The 16,009-nt window shown below is 71.0% G+C and carries 12 protein-coding genes; 5 read left to right on the top strand and 7 right to left on the bottom strand.

All coding sequences use genetic code 11. From position 1 onward, the window contains the following. Positions 1 to 54 precede the first annotated feature (54 nt). The 4 genes from purL to purB form a co-directional block, all read right to left on the bottom strand. Positions 55 to 2,331, bottom strand: a complete 2,277-nt coding sequence (gene purL, locus O2L52_RS24345) for a phosphoribosylformylglycinamidine synthase subunit PurL (protein ID WP_270118812.1) — start codon at positions 2,329 to 2,331, stop codon at positions 55 to 57. Further along, positions 2,328 to 3,026, bottom strand: a complete 699-nt coding sequence (gene purQ / locus O2L52_RS24340) for a phosphoribosylformylglycinamidine synthase subunit PurQ (RefSeq protein ID WP_270118811.1) — start codon at positions 3,024 to 3,026, stop codon at positions 2,328 to 2,330. The genes purL and purQ overlap by 4 nt, the downstream gene beginning before the upstream one ends. Beyond that, complete coding sequence (gene purS, locus O2L52_RS24335; protein WP_270118810.1) at positions 3,023 to 3,268, bottom strand: phosphoribosylformylglycinamidine synthase subunit PurS; 246 nt, start codon at positions 3,266 to 3,268, stop codon at positions 3,023 to 3,025. The genes purQ and purS overlap by 4 nt, the downstream gene beginning before the upstream one ends. Before the next feature lie 107 nt (positions 3,269 to 3,375). Beyond that, positions 3,376 to 4,794: an adenylosuccinate lyase gene (purB, locus tag O2L52_RS24330; RefSeq protein WP_270118809.1), complete on the bottom strand. Its 1,419-nt coding sequence runs from the start codon at positions 4,792 to 4,794 to the stop codon at positions 3,376 to 3,378. Between the two features lie 523 nt (positions 4,795 to 5,317). Between purB and purD the strand changes: the two genes are divergently transcribed. Beyond that, complete coding sequence (gene purD, locus O2L52_RS24325; RefSeq protein ID WP_270118808.1) at positions 5,318 to 6,538, top strand: phosphoribosylamine--glycine ligase; 1,221 nt, start codon at positions 5,318 to 5,320, stop codon at positions 6,536 to 6,538. Positions 6,539 to 6,632: 94 nt separating this feature from the next. Here the strand turns inward: purD and O2L52_RS24320 are convergent, their stop codons facing one another. Then, entirely contained in the window at positions 6,633 to 7,853 is a 1,221-nt protein-coding gene (locus tag O2L52_RS24320) for an arginine deiminase (RefSeq protein WP_270118807.1), read from the bottom strand. A 91-nt stretch (positions 7,854 to 7,944) separates the two neighbouring features. Here O2L52_RS24320 and O2L52_RS24315 point away from each other — a divergent pair, with 91 nt between their 5' ends. Next, the gene (locus O2L52_RS24315; protein ID WP_270118806.1) at positions 7,945 to 8,406 is read left to right on the top strand and encodes a hypothetical protein; all 462 of its coding nucleotides are present in this window, start codon (positions 7,945 to 7,947) and stop codon (positions 8,404 to 8,406) included. A 106-nt stretch (positions 8,407 to 8,512) separates the two neighbouring features. On the opposite strand, the gene O2L52_RS24310 is transcribed toward O2L52_RS24315, so the two are convergent. Next, the gene (locus tag O2L52_RS24310) at positions 8,513 to 10,459 is read right to left on the bottom strand and encodes a hypothetical protein (protein ID WP_270118805.1); all 1,947 of its coding nucleotides are present in this window, start codon (positions 10,457 to 10,459) and stop codon (positions 8,513 to 8,515) included. A gap of 182 nt (positions 10,460 to 10,641) precedes the next feature. On the opposite strand from O2L52_RS24310, the gene O2L52_RS24305 reads away from it, so the two are divergent. From O2L52_RS24305 to O2L52_RS24295, 3 genes are all read left to right on the top strand, one after another. Then, complete coding sequence (locus O2L52_RS24305; RefSeq protein ID WP_270118804.1) at positions 10,642 to 11,565, top strand: ICP22 family protein; 924 nt, start codon at positions 10,642 to 10,644, stop codon at positions 11,563 to 11,565. A gap of 533 nt (positions 11,566 to 12,098) precedes the next feature. Next, complete coding sequence (locus O2L52_RS24300) at positions 12,099 to 13,073, top strand: serine hydrolase (protein ID WP_270118803.1); 975 nt, start codon at positions 12,099 to 12,101, stop codon at positions 13,071 to 13,073. A gap of 28 nt (positions 13,074 to 13,101) precedes the next feature. Next, a complete protein-coding gene (locus O2L52_RS24295; RefSeq protein ID WP_270118802.1) occupies positions 13,102 to 14,463 on the top strand; it encodes an FAD-binding oxidoreductase in 1,362 nt (453 codons plus the stop codon). A gap of 320 nt (positions 14,464 to 14,783) precedes the next feature. On the opposite strand, the gene O2L52_RS24290 is transcribed toward O2L52_RS24295, so the two are convergent. Beyond that, positions 14,784 to 15,638 carry an aminotransferase class IV gene (locus tag O2L52_RS24290; RefSeq protein WP_270118801.1) on the bottom strand — a complete coding sequence of 285 codons (855 nt, stop codon included), beginning with the start codon at positions 15,636 to 15,638 and terminating at the stop codon, positions 14,784 to 14,786. Positions 15,639 to 16,009: the final 371 nt, after the last annotated feature.

The raw sequence follows: 16,009 nt of genomic DNA, 5'->3' as shown, positions 1-16,009 counted from the left end.
AACCGAAGCTCCAGGGCAGTGCCCAAAATCCTATAGGATATATCCTATCGGGTTTTACTCGCCGAGGTGGAGGCCGATGCGGCCCTTCCAGGACGCCTCGAGCTCCTCGCGGCCGATGTCGAAGTGGTCGCGCAGGTGCAGGCCGTCGGTGTTCGCGTCGGTCACGCCCAGCGGCGTGATCGGCAGACCGCGCTGCTCGCACGCGGTGCGCACGGCCAGCTCCTGGCCGCGCGGGATCACCACGAGCACGCGCCCGGACGACTCCGAGAACAGGTACGTGAACGCGTCCGCGCCCTCGGGCAGGAGGATCTGCGCGCCGAGCCCGGAGAAGCAGATCGCCTCCACCAGCGCCTGCGCGAGCCCGCCCTCGGAGAGGTCGTGCGCGGCGGCGAGCTGCTCGGTCCCGGCCAGGCGCGAGAGCAGCTCGGCGAGTTTCATCTCGTGGTCGAGGTCGACCTTCGGCGGCACGCCGCCGAGGTGGCCGTGCTTCACCGACGCCCACTCGGAGCCCGAGAGCTCCTCTTCGGTGGTGCCGACCAGCGCGATCGTGTCGCCGGTCTTGCCCAGGCCGAGCGGGATGCGGCGGGCCACGTCGTCGATCACGCCGAGCACGCCGATGACGGGCGTCGGGTGGATAGCGTCGCGTCCGGTCTGGTTGTAGAACGAGACGTTGCCGCCGGTCACGGGGATGCCGAGCTTCTGCGCGCCGTCGGCGATGCCGGTGACGGCCCGCTCGAACTGCCACATGACGTGCGGGTCCTCCGGCGAGCCGAAGTTGAGGCAGTCGGAGATGGCGATCGGGGTCGCGCCGGTGACGGCGACGTTCCGGTAGGCCTCGGCGAGCGAGAGCTGCGCGCCCACGTACGGGTCGAGCCGCGCGAAGCGGCCGTTGCCGTCGAGGGAGATCGCGATGCCGACGCCGGTGCGCTCGTCGAGGCGCACCACGCCCGCGTCGTGCGGCGTGCCGAGCACCGTGTTCCCGAAGACCGAGGAGTCGTACTGCTCGGTGATCCAGGACTTGTCGCACAGGTTCGGGCTGGCGGCCATGTCGAGGACGGTCTGGCGGATCTCGTCGGCGGTGGTCGGACGCGGCAGCGTCTCGGCCCGGTCGACGGCGATGAGCCCCAGGTCGTTCGGTTCGGCGATGGGCCGGTGGTAGACCGGGCCCTCGTCGGCGAGCGACTTCGGCGGCACGTCGACCACGGTCTGGCCGTGGAAGTCGACGACGAGGCGGCCGGTGTCGGTCACCGTGCCGATCTCGGTCGCGAGCAGGCCCCAGCGGCGCGAGCGCGCGAGGACTTCCTCGGCCTTGGCGGGGTCGACGATGAGGAGCATGCGCTCCTGCGACTCCGAGGCGAGGATGTCCTGCGGCTCCATGCCCTTGGCGCGCAGCGGGACGCGCTCGAGGTCGACGTGCATGCCGCCGTCGCCGGCGGCCGCGGTCTCGCTGAGCGCGCAGGTGAGGCCGGCGCCGCCGAGGTCCTGGACGCCGACGACGAGGCCGGCGTCGAAGAGCTCGAGGCAGACCTCGATGAGCAGCTTCTCGGTGAACGGGTCGCCGACCTGCACGCTCGGGCGGGCGTCGCCTTCACCGGTCTCGGAGAAGGTGGCGGAGGCGAGGACGGAGACGCCGCCGATGCCGTCGCGGCCGGTCTTGGCGCCCATGAGGATCACGGTGTTGCCGACGCCGCTGGCCTGCATGGACTGGAGGCGCGAGCGCGGCATGACGCCGACGCTGAGGGCGTTGACGAGCGGGTTGCCCTGGTAGCAGGCGTCGAAGTAGGTCTCGCCGCCGATGTTGGGGAGGCCCACGCAGTTGCCGTAGTGGCCGATGCCGTCGACCACGCCCGGGAGGACCCGGGCGGTGTCGGGGTGGTCGATGGCGCCGAAGCGAAGGGAGTCCATGACCGCGATCGGGCGGGCGCCCATGGCGATGATGTCGCGGATGATGCCGCCGACGCCGGTGGCCGCCCCCTGCTTGGGTTCCACATAGGACGGGTGGTTGTGGGATTCGACCTTGAAGGTGACCGCGATGTTCTCGTCGATGGCGACGACGCCCGCGTTCTCCCCGATCCCGGCCAGGAGGCGCGGGGTCTTCGGGTTCTTCTCGCCGAACTGGCGCAGGTGCACCCGGCTCGACTTGTACGAGCAGTGCTCGGACCACATGATCGAGTACATGGCGAGCTCGGACTGGGTGGGGCGGCGCCCGAGGATCTCGCGGATCCGCTGGTACTCGTCCTCTTTCAGGCCCAGTTCGGCCCACGGCTGCTTCTCGTCGGGGGTCGCGTCGGCGACCCCGACGGTGTCGATGGCGACGTTGAGCTGGCTCATCGGCTGACTCCACTGGTGTCGGCGGCCCCGGTGAGGTGGGCCAGGACGGAGGCGACGATGCCGAGCCCGTCGTTCGACGGGCCGGTCAGCTCGTCGACGGCGTGCTCGGGGTGGGGCATGAGGCCCACGACGTTCCCGGCCTCGTTGGTCACCCCGGCGATGTCGCGCATCGAGCCGTTCGGGTTGTCGAGGTACCGGAAGACGACGCGGCCGTCGGCCTCGAGCCGGTCGAGGACGGCCTCGTCGGCGACGTACCGGCCCTCGCCGTGCTTGGCGGGGAAGACCACTTCGCTGCCCGGCTGGTAGAGACGCGTCCACGCGGTGCGGGAGGTCTCGACGCGCAGGCGCGCGGGGCGGTTGCGGTAGCGCAGGTGGGCGTTGCGCACCAGCGCGCCCGGCAGCAGGTGCGATTCGCACAGCACCTGGAAGCCGTTGCAGACCCCGAGGACGGGCATCCCCTGGGCCGCGGCGGCCTTCACGGTGTCCATCACCTGCGAGAAGCGGGCGATGGCGCCGCAGCGCAGCGCGTCCCCGTAGGAGAACCCGCCGGGCAGGAACACGGCGTCGACGCGGCCGAGCGCGGCGTCGTCGTGCCACAGCCCCACCGGCTCGCCGCCGGCCAGGCGCACCGCGCGGGCGGCGTCCCGGTCGTCGAGCGAGCCGGGGAAGGTCACGACCCCGACGCGCGCACTCATGAGCCCTCGATCGACAGCGAGAAGCTCTCGATGACCGGGTTGGCCAGGAGCTGGTCGGCGATCACTCGCGACTGCTCCTCGACGTTCTGGGCGTTCTCGTCGAATTCGATCTCGACGCGCTTGCCGATCCGCACCGACGACACGTCGTTGACGCCCAGCCGGGGCAGCGCCCCGAGGACGGCCTCGCCCTGGGGGTCGAGGATTTCGGACTTCAGCATCACGTCGACCACTACACGGGCCACGGGCGCACTCCTGTCGGTCACATGGACGGGACAACAGGGCAAGCATATTCACCGGCCCTGACCAGGGCCAGTGCCGAGCTACGAGGACGGTGCCAGGTCACAGCGAGTCATAGGATGTTTCCCGGTCGGTAGGACGCGGCCTCAGGGTGCGATTTCGCCGCCGCGGCCACCCTTTCGGCGACGCGGTCCACCTGATCGCCTGCGGCGCCGATGAATTCACCCGGATTCGCTACAAGGGCGTCCAGGCCGGCCCGGTCGAGGGGCAGCCGCGGGTCCTCGGCGAGGCGGTCGAAGAGGTCGTTCTCGCGCTGGCCGCTCTCGCGCATGGCGCGGGCGACGGCGACGGCGTGCTCCTTGATGGCCTCGTGCGCGTCCTCGCGGCCCCCGCCCTGCTTGACGGCCGCCATGAGGACCTTTGTGGAGGTCAGGAACGGCAGGTAGCGGTCGAGCTCGGCGCCGATCACGGCCGGGTAGGCCCCGAAGTTGTCGAGGATCGTGAGGAAGGTCTCATACAGGCCGTCGACGGCGTAGAACAGGTCGGGGAGGGCGACGCGGCGGACCACCGAGCAGGAGACGTCCCCTTCGTTCCACTGGTCGCCGGCGAGCTCGCCGAGCATCGCGGCGTACCCGCGCACGACGACGGCGAGGCCGTTCACTCGTTCGGAGGAGCGGGTGTTCATCTTGTGCGGCATGGCGGACGAGCCGACCTGGCCGGGCATGAACCCTTCGGTGGCGAGCTCGGCGCCGGCCATGAGCCGGATGGTGATCGCGGCGGACGAGGGGCCGGCGACGGCCTGGACGAGCGCGGACCCGACCTCGTAGTCGAGCGAGCGCGGGTAGACCTGGCCGACCGAGTCCATGACGCGGTCGAAGCCGAGGTGGCGGGCGACGCGGGTCTCGAGGTCGGCGAGTTTCGCGGTGTCGCCGTCGAAGAGGTCGAGCATGTCCTGCGCGGTGCCCACGGGGCCCTTGATGCCGCGCAGCGGGTAGCGCTTGAGGAGGTCCTCGATGCGGTCGAGGGCGGCCAGAAGCTCCTCGGCCCAGGTCGCGAACCGCTTCCCGAGGGTGGTGGCCTGCGCGGGCACGTTGTGGCTGCGCCCGGCCATGACGAGGTCGCGGTGCTGCGCGGCGCGGGCCGCGAGGCGCACGAGGGCGGCGACGAGGCGGTCGCGCACCAGCTCGAGGGACTGGCGGACCTGCATCTGCTCGACGTTCTCAGTGAGGTCGCGGCTGGTCATGCCCTTGTGGATGTGCTGGTGGCCGGCAAGGTCGGAGAACTCCTCGATGCGGGCCTTCACGTCGTGCTTCGTGACGCGCTCGCGCATCGAGATGGAGGCGAGGTCGACCTGGTCGAGCACGCGCTCGTAGTCGGCGATCACACCGTCGGGGACGGTGACGCCCAGGTCGTGCTGGGCCTGGAGGACGGCCAGCCAGAGGCGCCGCTCGGCCTTGATCTTGCCGACGGGGTCCCAGATGTCGCGCATCGAGGCGGAGGCATAACGCTCGGCGAGCACATTCGCAGTCACGCGCCCATCATGGCACTGCGCTCGCTTGCGCGATCAGGGTCGGCCGCCGACCGTGACCCGCACGGCGATCCCTCGGCGTGAGACGCGCGCGGCAGCGTGGGCTCGCCCGGTCGGCGGCTGCGCGGCGGCACCGCTCACCCCGGCGACTCGCCCCGGCGGTCCGCCGGGTCCTCGAGGCCGCGCGAAAGCGGGCCGCTTTCGCGCGGCCTGAAACCGTGACCGCCGCTCGTCGGGACCGCTCGTCGGGGCCGCTCGCCCGGGACCACTCGCCCGGGCCGCTCTCCCGGGCCGCTCGTTGCAAGGCGCGCATGCCCGCCCTACTAAGGGTGGGTCACTGTTAAGGCCATCCCTAGCCCCCACCCACCCTGGGGACCGTACGTCCCACGATGCCGCCCGGGTCCGACAAAAACCGGCCCCCGCGGCCGCCCTGTCACCCGAAAGTGTGAGGAAATGCGGTCCCGAGTGCCGGGAACCACTCGGCGTGGCGGTTAACCAGCACGTATCCGCCACGTAAACTGGCGGTGTGCGAGTACTCCTGATCGGCTCCGGCGGCCGCGAGCACGCCCTTGCGGCGTCGCTGGCCGAGGACGAATCCGTCACCAAGCTCATCTGCGCCCCGGGCAACCCCGGCATGGCCGCCCTCGGCGACTGCGTGCCGGTGAACCAGACCGACCCGGCCGCCGTGGCCTCCCTGGCGGTGACCTCCGCGGCCGACCTCGTCATCGTCGGCCCCGAGGCCCCGCTGGTCGCGGGCGTCGCCGACGCGGTCCGCGCCAAGGGCATCCCGGTGTACGGCCCGAGCGGCCAAGCCGCCCTCATCGAGGGCTCGAAGGCCTTCGCGAAGGAGGTCATGGCCGCCGCGGGCGTCCCGACCGCCGCCGCGCGCGTCTGCAAGACCCGCGAAGAGGCCGAGGCCGCGCTCGACGAGTTCGGCGCGCCCTACGTCGTCAAGGACGACGGCCTCGCCGCCGGCAAGGGCGTCGTCGTCACCGACGACCGCGCCCAGGCCCTCGCCCACGCCCTCCAGTGCGAACGCGTCGTCATCGAGGAGTACCTCGACGGCCCCGAGGTCTCCCTCTTCGTCGTGAGCGACGGCCAGCACGCCAAGGCGCTGCTCCCCGCCCAGGACTTCAAGCGCATCGGCGACGGCGGCACCGGCCCCAACACCGGCGGCATGGGCGCCTACACGCCGCTGCCGTGGGCCCCGGACGACCTCGTCGCCGAGATCATGGAGCGCGTCGCCGAGCCGACCCTGGCCGAGCTCGCCGGGCGCGGCATCCCGTTCGTCGGCACCCTCTACTGCGGCCTGGCCCTGACCTCGAAGGGCCTCAAGGTCGTCGAGTTCAACGCCCGCTTCGGCGACCCGGAGATCCAGGCGATCCTCGCCCTCCTGGAGACCCCGCTCGGCGGGCTCCTGTACGCGGCGGCGACCGGGAAGCTCGAGTCGTTCGGCCATCTGTGGTGGCGCGAAGGCGCGGCCGTCTGCGTCGTCGTCTCCAACGAGGGCTACCCGGGCGACACCGTCACCGGCCGCCCGCTCTACGGCGCCGACGAGTCCGGCGTCTTCCACGCCGGCACCGCGCTCGACGCCTCCGGCCAGCTCATCGCCACCGGCGGCCGCGTCCTCAACTGCGTCGGCACCGGCGCCTCCATCGCGCAGGCCCGCCAAGAGGCCTACACCCTCGCCGAGGGCGTCAAGCTCGAAGGCGGCTACTACCGCAAGGACATCGCCGCGGGCATTTAAGAAGGCACAGCTCAGCAGCGCAACAAGAAGGGCCGGACGCGATGCGTCCGGCCCTTCTTTGCCGTTGAACCGGTGCCCTTCTGTCCCTTGTCGACTACGCGGCGAAGGGGTCTCGTGCGGACGGGCAGGACATGCACCTGGGGCCGCCTCGGCCGGAGCCGAGTTCGGAGCCGGGGATCGTGAGGACCTTGATGCCGGCACGTTCGAGGCGGGCGTTGGTGACCGTGTTGCGCTCGTAGGCGACCGCGATGCCGGGGGCGAGGGCGAGGGTGTTGTTGCCGTCGTCCCACTGCTCGCGTTCGGCCGTCACGACATCGCGCGCGCCGGTGTGGATGATCTCGATCCGGTCGACGCCGATCGCGTCGGCCGCCGCGTCCAGGAACCGCCTGGGGCCCTTGATGCGCAGGCTCGCCCCGCCGTCAGTGCTGGTGAGCGTGTACGCCTCCAGGCGCTGCTCGGCCGGGGCGTACATGACCATGCGGTCGCGGTCGACCATCGTGCAGACCGTGTCCAGGTGCATCGTCGCCCGGCGCTGCGCGATCGGGACGACCAGGACCGTGTGGATGCGGCCCCGTTCGAAGGCCTTGCGCGCCAAGCGCTCCGCGCCCGCCGGGGTGGTGCGCTCGCCGACGCCCACGGCCAGGACGCCCGGCGCCAGCGCCAGCACGTCGCCGCCTTCCAAGTGCTCCAGCGAAGGGTCGTACAGCTTCGGCACGTCGGCGAAGCGGGGGTGGTGGTGGTAGATCAAGCCGGTCAGGGTGGTCTCGCGGCGGCGCGCGGGCATCGCGAGGCTGGTCACGGCGACCGCGTCGCCGATCCAGACCGAGGAGTCCCGCGTGAACATCATGTTCGGCAGCGGGTCGATCACGAACTCGGTCGGGCGCATCATCTTGTGCCGCAACGAGACGGAGGTACCGAACTCCTCTTTCGTCAAGCCCTCCACGAGGACCGAGGCGAGCCGTTCCGGTTCGAGGTCGGCCAGGTAGGCCGCGAGTTCGCGTCCGAGGGTCTGCCCCAGGCGCGGGTCGGCGGTCACCGAGACGCTCACGGCCTCGCGCGCTTCGGGCAGCTCGAGGCATTCCGCAAGCAGCGCACCGACGTACAGGACCTCGACGCCGTGCTCGAGGAGCGTGCCGGCGAACCGGTCGTGCTCGGCCTGCGCCCGTTCGACCCAGGGGATGCCGTCGAACAGCAGCGCGCCGTTGTTGCGCGGGGTCAGGCGGCGCAGTTCGCCCCCGGGGCGGTGGAGCATGACACTGCGCAGGCGCCCCACCTCGGAATCGACACCGAAAGCGGGCGCGTCGTTGGCACTCATGATCTGAGGGTAGACGCGCGGGGGACGAAGATCAACTTATCTCTGTTAACGTGGACAGACTGAGCGTTACGACTACCCCCGGGACGCCCAATTGACGCAACTCGAACTCGTCATCCCACTCCGGGCCACCGCGCCCGGACCCGATGGCAGAAGGCTGGATCCGGCGCTGGCCACGTGGCGCACGGCCGTGTCCGCTTCGGCGGACGCCTGCATGCTCCTGGCGGCCGACACCCGGATCGTCGCCATCTCCCGCTCCGCCCGGCATGTGCTCGGTTTCAGCATCGAGGTGGAGGTCGCGATGCCGCGGTTCCTGGACGCGGGCATACGGTTCCTGGACTTCACGGCCGGGGCGCATCCGCTCGTCGACTCCGAGCTCGCCCGGCTCGCGCCGGTGCAGACGCTCCAGACCGATTCGCTCGAGCGCAGTCTCATGCGGATCGATCACCGCGGGGTGCACCGGACGTTCGACGTGACGGCCTCGCCGCTGCACTCGCCGCCGCGCCTGGACGCGATCGGGTCACTGACGTTCATGACGCCCATGGGCCCCGCCTGAGCGTTCCTCGCATCTTGTGCGAAAAACGGAATGTCGGACCCATCGCGTATTTTTAGTCCAGGGGTCCCCTAAGGGGACATATCCGTTATTGGGGTTATTTCATCCTTTAGTCGGCGTTGAGGTCGTAGATCAGCGCGGTCTCGGTGCGCTCCACTTCGACGCCGAACGGCTCCGCTTCGGTGTCCAGGCCCGCCCAGTCGCTGCCGGGCAGTGAGCCGGGGAGGACCACGACGGTCTCGATGCCGGCCTCGCGCAGGGCGTCGACCGCGTCTTCGCTCGGGAAGCCCATCGACATCGAGCGGATGCCCGCCTGCTCGTCGGGGGTGAACGCCGCGACCCCGTTGGCCACCTCCGGGAACCCGTCGATGCTCCAGTACTGGACCCGCGTGTCGCCCCCGCCCGCAGGCAGGAACAGCACCGGACCCTCCAGTTCGGACATGTCGACCGGCGCCTCCGGCACCTCCATGTACGGCGCGACCGTGAGCCCCTCCCACAGGACGAGCCCGATCGGGAGGAACAGGAGCGCGTGGACCCGCTTGGGCGCCTTGACCTTCAGGCGCTTGTCGATCCGGGCGCGGTGCGCCACGTAGTCCGCCTCGTCGGCGATGCGCGTCAGCGTCCCCGCCGCCAGCACCGCCAGAATCAGCGTCAGGTAGATCGCCAGGCGTCCCGGCGTGCGGATCGCGTCCCAGCCCGGCGCGTACTCGTACAGCAGCGCCCACGCCCACGAACCGTCGTCGAGGAAGTTGGGGCCCATGGCGACCGCGAACACGACGGCCGCGCCGAGCGCCAGCCAGACCCGCTGCCAGCCCGTCCAGCACGACCAGATCAACCCTGCGACGGCGAGGGCGAACAGGGTGAAGCCGACGAGCAGCGCCTGCTCGGGCGCCCACGTCAGCTCCGCGCGCGCCGCCTCGTGCGCCGCGCCCCAGACCCGCGACTCCTCCGGGGCGATGATGAAGCTCTGCCACGTCGGGCTGAACCAGCTGATGTACTCCACATCGCGCAGCGCCTCGGGGTAGGCGCGGGCGACGACCGCGTGCTTGTCCGCGATCCACAGCACCCCGAGGGTGAAGACCGAGCCGCCGATGCCGTTGGCGGCCAGCGTCTGCCAGCGCAGCCGGGGGCGTTTCGCGAGCCAGTGGAGGCCCACGACCACACCGATGCCGAGGAGCAGGTAGACGAACGGGATGCCGAGCCCGGCGCCGATCGAGAACTGCCACAGGGCGGTGAGCCAGCCGGCGAGGATCCAGCCGGGGCGCTGGCGCTCCGGTTTGAAGCCGCCGCGGAGGGAGTAGCCGTGGCCGCGCGCGAGCATGGCGAGGGCGAGGACGATGCCGCCGCTGGAGAGCACTTGGAGGTGGCCGGCCTGGCCGAGTTTCCAAGGGGCGTAGGCGAAGGCCGCGGCGGCGACGGCTGAGCCGGCGACGCGGGCGCCGAGTTGGCGCAGGAGGGCGTAGGCGCCGAGGAACGCGAGGGCGAACGTGCCGATGTAGAGGACGTTGTAGACGACGAGCGCGCTGGTGGGGCTGGTGATGAGGAGGGCCGCGGGGGCGTAGCCCATGAGGGTGTCGGTGAAGAGGTAGGCGTCGTCGAGGGGCCAGAAGCTGTTGGTGTCCCAGATTCCGGTGGGGTTCTCGCGGAGGACGTGGCCGACCCAGCCGAGGATGTACGTGAGGAGGAGCGGGTCGCCGGTGTCGTGCGGGATGCGCTCGGTGAGGTGGCGCGCGAGGGGCCAGGTCATGGCGAGGGCGAGGAGGACGCTGCAGAGTCCGGCGAGGGTCCATTCGCTGCGGGCGGCGCGGCGCAGGGCGCGGCCGAGGGCGCGCCAGCGGCCGGGGCGGTGCGTCTCGGGCGGGTCTTCGCCGCCGGCGAAGCGCTGCCAGCGCTCGTGGTCCTTGATGTTGCTGTCGCCGGTGCCGGTGCGGGGGGCTTCGGCGCCGCCGCGCGCGGGGGTGGGGGCCTCGGGCTCGCGGGCTGCCGCGGGCTCGGTGTCGGGCGCAGGTGTGGCCATGGTGTTCTCGCGGTCCTCGCTCGGGGCTGTCTCGCCCATCCTACGGACGGGTGCGCGGCTCCTTACGGGCGCATGAGGACGGATCTGGGCGTGGCGGCGGATTGGGGTCGGCCGGGGCCGTCACCTTTCCCGCGCCCGCTCGTTGAACGCTGGTGAGACCTGATTCCCGCTATTCGATCAGGTCGGTACCCGGACAAAGACGCAGTTGGAGAGACGCACGCATGGGAAGTCACACCACGAAGCCCGGCAAGCAGTCCCGGGCCCAGACGCGTCCTCCGCTGCCGTACCCGGTGAACGACGGCCGGATCGCACCTGCGGTCCAGGAGGCCATGGACCGGCGCGCGCATCGGCGGAAGTCGCGCCTGGCCGCCATCTCGGCGGCCTCGATGCTCGCGGTCGGCGGTGCCGCCGGGGTGAGCATCGCGACGGCGGACGAGCAGGAGTCGGGCAGCAGCAGTGAGGTCGTGTTCAGCGGCGACTGCGGCACGCTGGGCGTGGTGTCGGCGACGTCGTACCCGGACGCGACCGAGTTGACGGTGGACCAGGGTTCGCAGGTGCGGTACAGCAACGACCTGGGCACTGACGCGAAGCTGCACGTGGGCGACGAGGTGTACGAGATCGGTCCGGGGTCGAGCCAGGTGTTCGAGATGAACCGCTCGGCCGAGGTCGCGATGGTGCCGAACTGCCACGGGCTGTTCGCCGAGTACGAGTCGGCGCAGGTGCGCGTGGTCGAGGCGCAGGCGGACGGCTCGCAGTCCGGCGAGGACGAGTCGGGCGGGGATGTCGAGCTGCCCCCGGCCGGCGGCGACGAGGGCGGGGACGCCGAGGACGACTCGCAGGACGAGGGCGCCGGTGTCGCCGATGACGGCGCGGAGGCGCCGCAGGGCGAGGAAGCCGAAGACCCGGCCGCCGCGGTGGAGGAGCCCGCGGTGGACGAGGAAGTGAACGCGTTCGGCCTGCCGCCGTCGGAGGACTCCGGTGCGGGCGGCGACGCCCCCGCCGTCGAGGACGAGGTCGTGGCGGTCGACCCGGCGGCCGTGGCCGACGGCGCGAACGGGCTGCTCGCGCTCCTGGCGATCATCTGCCTGGTGGGCGTGGCCGCCGCGGTGGCGCGCACGCTTCTGAAGCAGCGGGCGACGGCGTGATGCCGGTCCCCGCCCCGAGCCCGGCGCCGCAGGCCGCCGCGACCGCTCCCGCACACAACTCGGCCAGGCAGGTCCACGGCGCGCAGCCGTGGGTGCCGTCCGGCCGGGTGCGGAACCGGCGCGACCGGCAGCGTGCGGCCCGGTGCCTCACCGGCCCCGACCAGGCCCGCGTCTCGCGGGCCTCCAGGTTGCGGCGCGGTGCGGTGGAGTCTCCGTGAGGCACTGCGGTGCAGGCGGTCGTTGATGGTCATTTCCTCCCCAGGTCCCACTGCGAACGCCGGTCCCAGTGCCTCACGGCCCGCCGGATGAAGTCTTGAGTGCAGCGCCCGCCGGTCCGGCGGGCGCTTCGCGTTTGGGGGGCCGGGCCGTGCGAGGGACCATGGAGAGAGCAGTATCACCGCGGTGATCCAGGCGGCGTTGTGCAACCGTTACGGAACTCTCAATCAATCCTGCTTGTGGTCGCTTCGACGACTGCTTTAGCGTGGGCCGAGCAGTACGTCTCCGACCCCCGCACCCGAAGTCAGGTTCCTGTTGTGACCTCCCAGCCCAAGCACGCCCCCTCGCGACGGCTCTGGCCCTTCCTCGCCGTCCCGGCCATCGCCGTGCTCGTCGCGGCCGTCATCTACGTGATCGACCTTTCCGGCGACGACGGCGGCACCGGCGGTTCCGCCGACGGGACCCTGCCCGGCTCCCAGGAGTCCGCGGGCGACTCGTCGCTGCAGCCCTCGGAGGAGGAGTTGCACGCGGCGGCGCAGGGCCGGCTCCAGTCCGACCTCGACGCGGCGGTCGGCGAGTACCTCGCGGGCCTCGAAGACGAGAACTTCTACGCCTCGGTCGCGGTGGACGACGCCGAGTTCCAGCTCGCCTATGAAGGCGAGGTGCAGCACGACACGGCGTCGGTCGTGAAGGTCGAGATCCTGACGATGGTGCTGGAGCACTACGGGACGCTCGACGAGGTGCCGGACTGGCTGCTCGACAGCGCCGAGTCGATGATCAAGGACTCGAGCAACGATGCGACGAACGAGATGCTGTACGGCGGCACGTTCGACGACGGGCACGACGCGATCCGGCAGGCGCACATCGACTTCGGGCTCGCGAACACGAACCCGAACGAGACCGAGCAGTGGGGGAAGACCCAGACGACCGCGGTGGACCAGCTGCGGGTGCTGGAGCTCGCCCTGTACGAGAACGGGGGCGTGCTCGACGCCGAGCAGGTCGAGTACGCGCGCTCGCTCATGGGCGACCTCTCGGACGCGCAGCAGTGGGGCGTCTCGGCCGCGGCGGCCGAGGACGAGACCGTGTGGATGAAGAACGGCTGGGACACGCGCGACGCGATGGGCGGCGAGTGGGTGGTGAACTCGATCGGCGTGATCAACGGCGAGTCAGAGGAGCCCATCAAGATCTCGATCCTCACCGGCGGTTCGGCGAGCCACGACGAGGGCATCGAGCGGGTCGAGGCGCTCGCCGAGATCATCCGCGGGGTCGTCGACACCGACCCGTACGCGTAGGCGTCCGCGGGGGTTCTACCCTCGCGGGATGAGCGATCTGATCTCCGCGCTGACCGGTCGCGGGCTCGAGCCCGTGACCGATGCCGACGTCCTGGCCGCGCACTCGGTGGACCACGCCGCGCTCGTGCTGCCCGGCCGGGCCGCCGCGCTCGTGCGGGCCCGTTCGACCGAGGAGGTCAGCGCGGTCCTGCGGGTCGCGGCCGAGTTCGGCGCTCCCGTGGTGCCGCAAGGGGCCCGCACCGGTCTCGCCGGTGCCGCCACTGCGGTCGACGGCGCGATCCTCCTCGACGTCTCGCCGATGGACCGGATCCTCTCGATCGACCCGGTGAACCGCCTCGCGGTCTGCCAGCCAGGCGTCCTCAACGCCGCGATCACCGTCGCCGCAAGCGAGTTCGGGCTGCGCTACAGCCCCGACCCGGGCTCGTGGCAGATCTCCACGATCGGCGGGAACATCGCCACGGCGGCCGGCGGCATGTGCTGCGTGAAGTACGGGACGACCCCGGAGTACGTGCTCGGCCTCGAGGTCGTGCTCGCCTCCGGCGAGGTCATGCGCTGCGGGCGCGAGACCGCGAAGGGCGTCGCCGGGTACGACCTGGTGCGGCTCTTCTGCGGTTCCGAAGGGACCCTCGGGGTCATCACCGAGGCGACGGTGAAGCTCTCGCCGGTGCCGGCCGGGCGGCTCTCGCTCGCCGCGGTCTTCGGCACCACCGCCGACGCGGGGCGCGCCGTCACCGCGATCATGGCCGCCGGTGCCCAGCCGAGCCTGCTCGAACTCATCGACAACGTGCACCTGCGGGCCCTGGAGGCGTTGCGCCCCATGGGACTGCCGACCGAAGCGGCCGCGCTGCTGCTGGTGGCGGCCGACGCGAACCCGGCCGAGGAGCTCGCCGCGATCGAGGCGCTCTGCACGGAGGCCGGGGCCTCGGAGGTCTACCGTGCGACGGACGCCGCCGAAGCCGACGCGCTCCTGGAATCCCGGCGGAACGCCTACCACGCGATGGAGCGGCTGGGCACGGTCCTGGTCGACGACATCGCGGTGCCGCGCTCGCGCCTGGCCGAAGCGCTCGACGGCGTGCAGGCCGCGGCGGCGCGCCACGGCGTGGTCATCGGCGTCATCGCCCATGCGGGGGACGGGAACCTGCACCCGAACATCATCGTGCACCCGGAGGACCCGGCCTCGCTCGAAGCCGGGCGGGCCGCGTTCGACGAGATCCTGGAGATGGCACTCGCCATGGGCGGCACCATCACCGGCGAGCACGGGGTGGGAATGCTCAAACGCGATTGGCTCGCAAAGGAACTCGACCCGGTGAATCTCGCGGTGCAGCGTCGCATCAAAAGCGCGCTCGACCCGCTCGGCATCCTCAACCCCGGTAAAGTCCTTGCAGGTTGAGCGGGATGGACTCACACTTCTGGTGCGGCCGATACGGTTTCGTGTCGTTCCTGTTACACGTTAATGGGGCCGCAGCGCTTGCCCATTCGCTGCGGCCCCGATAAAGTGGAGGAGCTCCACTTTTCATTGGCACCAGTAGGGCTGTGCCCGATTGCCCTTACTGGTTTCGTGCCCCCGGATTGTTCCGTGCCTCCCGGAAGACTGCCCATGTCCGTCCGTTTGGCTTGTCGGCGTGACCGGAACACTCATTACTATGAGGACCGTCTCTGGGCGTGGCCTGTGTTGAGCCTGAGAAGAACCTGGGAAACGATGTCAAACCGTTACTCGGGGACCTCGAAGCCCGCGAGTTTGTCCAGCTCAGCGGTGACGTCGGGGCGCTGATCGACAGGCTCACCGTCGATCTGGGTGATGAAGGCCACACCTCGTACGGAGGAGCTCAGCCACGCCCCTTCGGCGTTCTTCAAGTCCCCCACCGAGATCAGCTTCTCCACGGTCTTCAGGCCCGCCTTCGGCGCCTGCTCCAGGAGGTACGCGCTGGTCGTGCCCGGCAGGATGCCCGCCGATGTCGGCGTGGTGCAGAGGGTGTCGCCCTCCAGCCACAGGAGCGACGAGGTCGGACCCTCCAGCGCGAAGCCGTCGGCCGAGACCCACAGGGCGTCGTCCGCTCCTTGCGTCTTCGCCCAGCGGGTCACCGCCATCATCGACGCGTACGAGAGCGCTTTGACGCCGCCTAGAAGCCACGGGGCTTCGCCCCGCGCATCGGCATTCACCCCCAGGGTCGCCGTGGCGATCTTCAGGCCGTCTCGGCGCGGCAGGATGCGCTCGCGCGGCACGGGGTCCACCGTCGCGTAGACGGTGAGCGGCCCGCCGTGCTCGCGGCCGCGGGTGGCGACCAGGCGCAGCGCGCCCTCGCCGTCGGCCCGCTCCCGCCAGGCCTCCAGGGCCTGCTCGGCGAGCTCGGCCATCGCCGCCTTCGCGGGCAGCTCGAACTCCATGCGGCGCGCCGAGTTCGCCATGCGGTCGAGGTGCTCCGAGAGCAGGAACGCCTCGCCGGCGCGGACGTTGATCGTCTCGAAGACGCCGTCGCCACGGAGGACTCCGAGGTCGTCGGCGCACAGGAGCGGCGCGTCGGAATCGACGACGCCGCGGTGCAGTACTGCGGTCACTAGTGCCATGCGCCCATTCTGCTCCTCGGAAGGAACGCCGTGGCGGCCGCGAGGCCGTGTCGAACGGCGCGCCTGCGGACGCTCCGGTCGCGACGAGCCCCGGGCGGCCGAGAGCCGCGGGTCCCGGGCACTGGGCATCGGGCATCGAGCTGTGCGGATTCCCCGGGCGATCCCCCGTCCACAACCCCCACCCACCACTAGATGGTTGATTCCTAGGGGTCGATTGGGGTCGGGTCGGGCCCCTCGCGGTCGACATGAAAGCGAGGGAGTCCAGACTCGTTGTGTGGCAACAAGTTTGAATAACCTGGACTCCCTCGCTACCGCACTCTACGTGACGGTCGACGACCTGATCAAGGAACACCCGCACCTGGCGCCCTGGA

Origin of the sequence: Glycomyces algeriensis, assembly GCF_027622855.1 — a bacterium.
GTDB lineage: Bacteria > Actinomycetota > Actinomycetes > Mycobacteriales > Micromonosporaceae > Glycomyces > Glycomyces algeriensis.
Note: the sequence above shows the minus strand (reverse complement) of the source record. Positions and strands in the feature narration are given on the sequence as shown.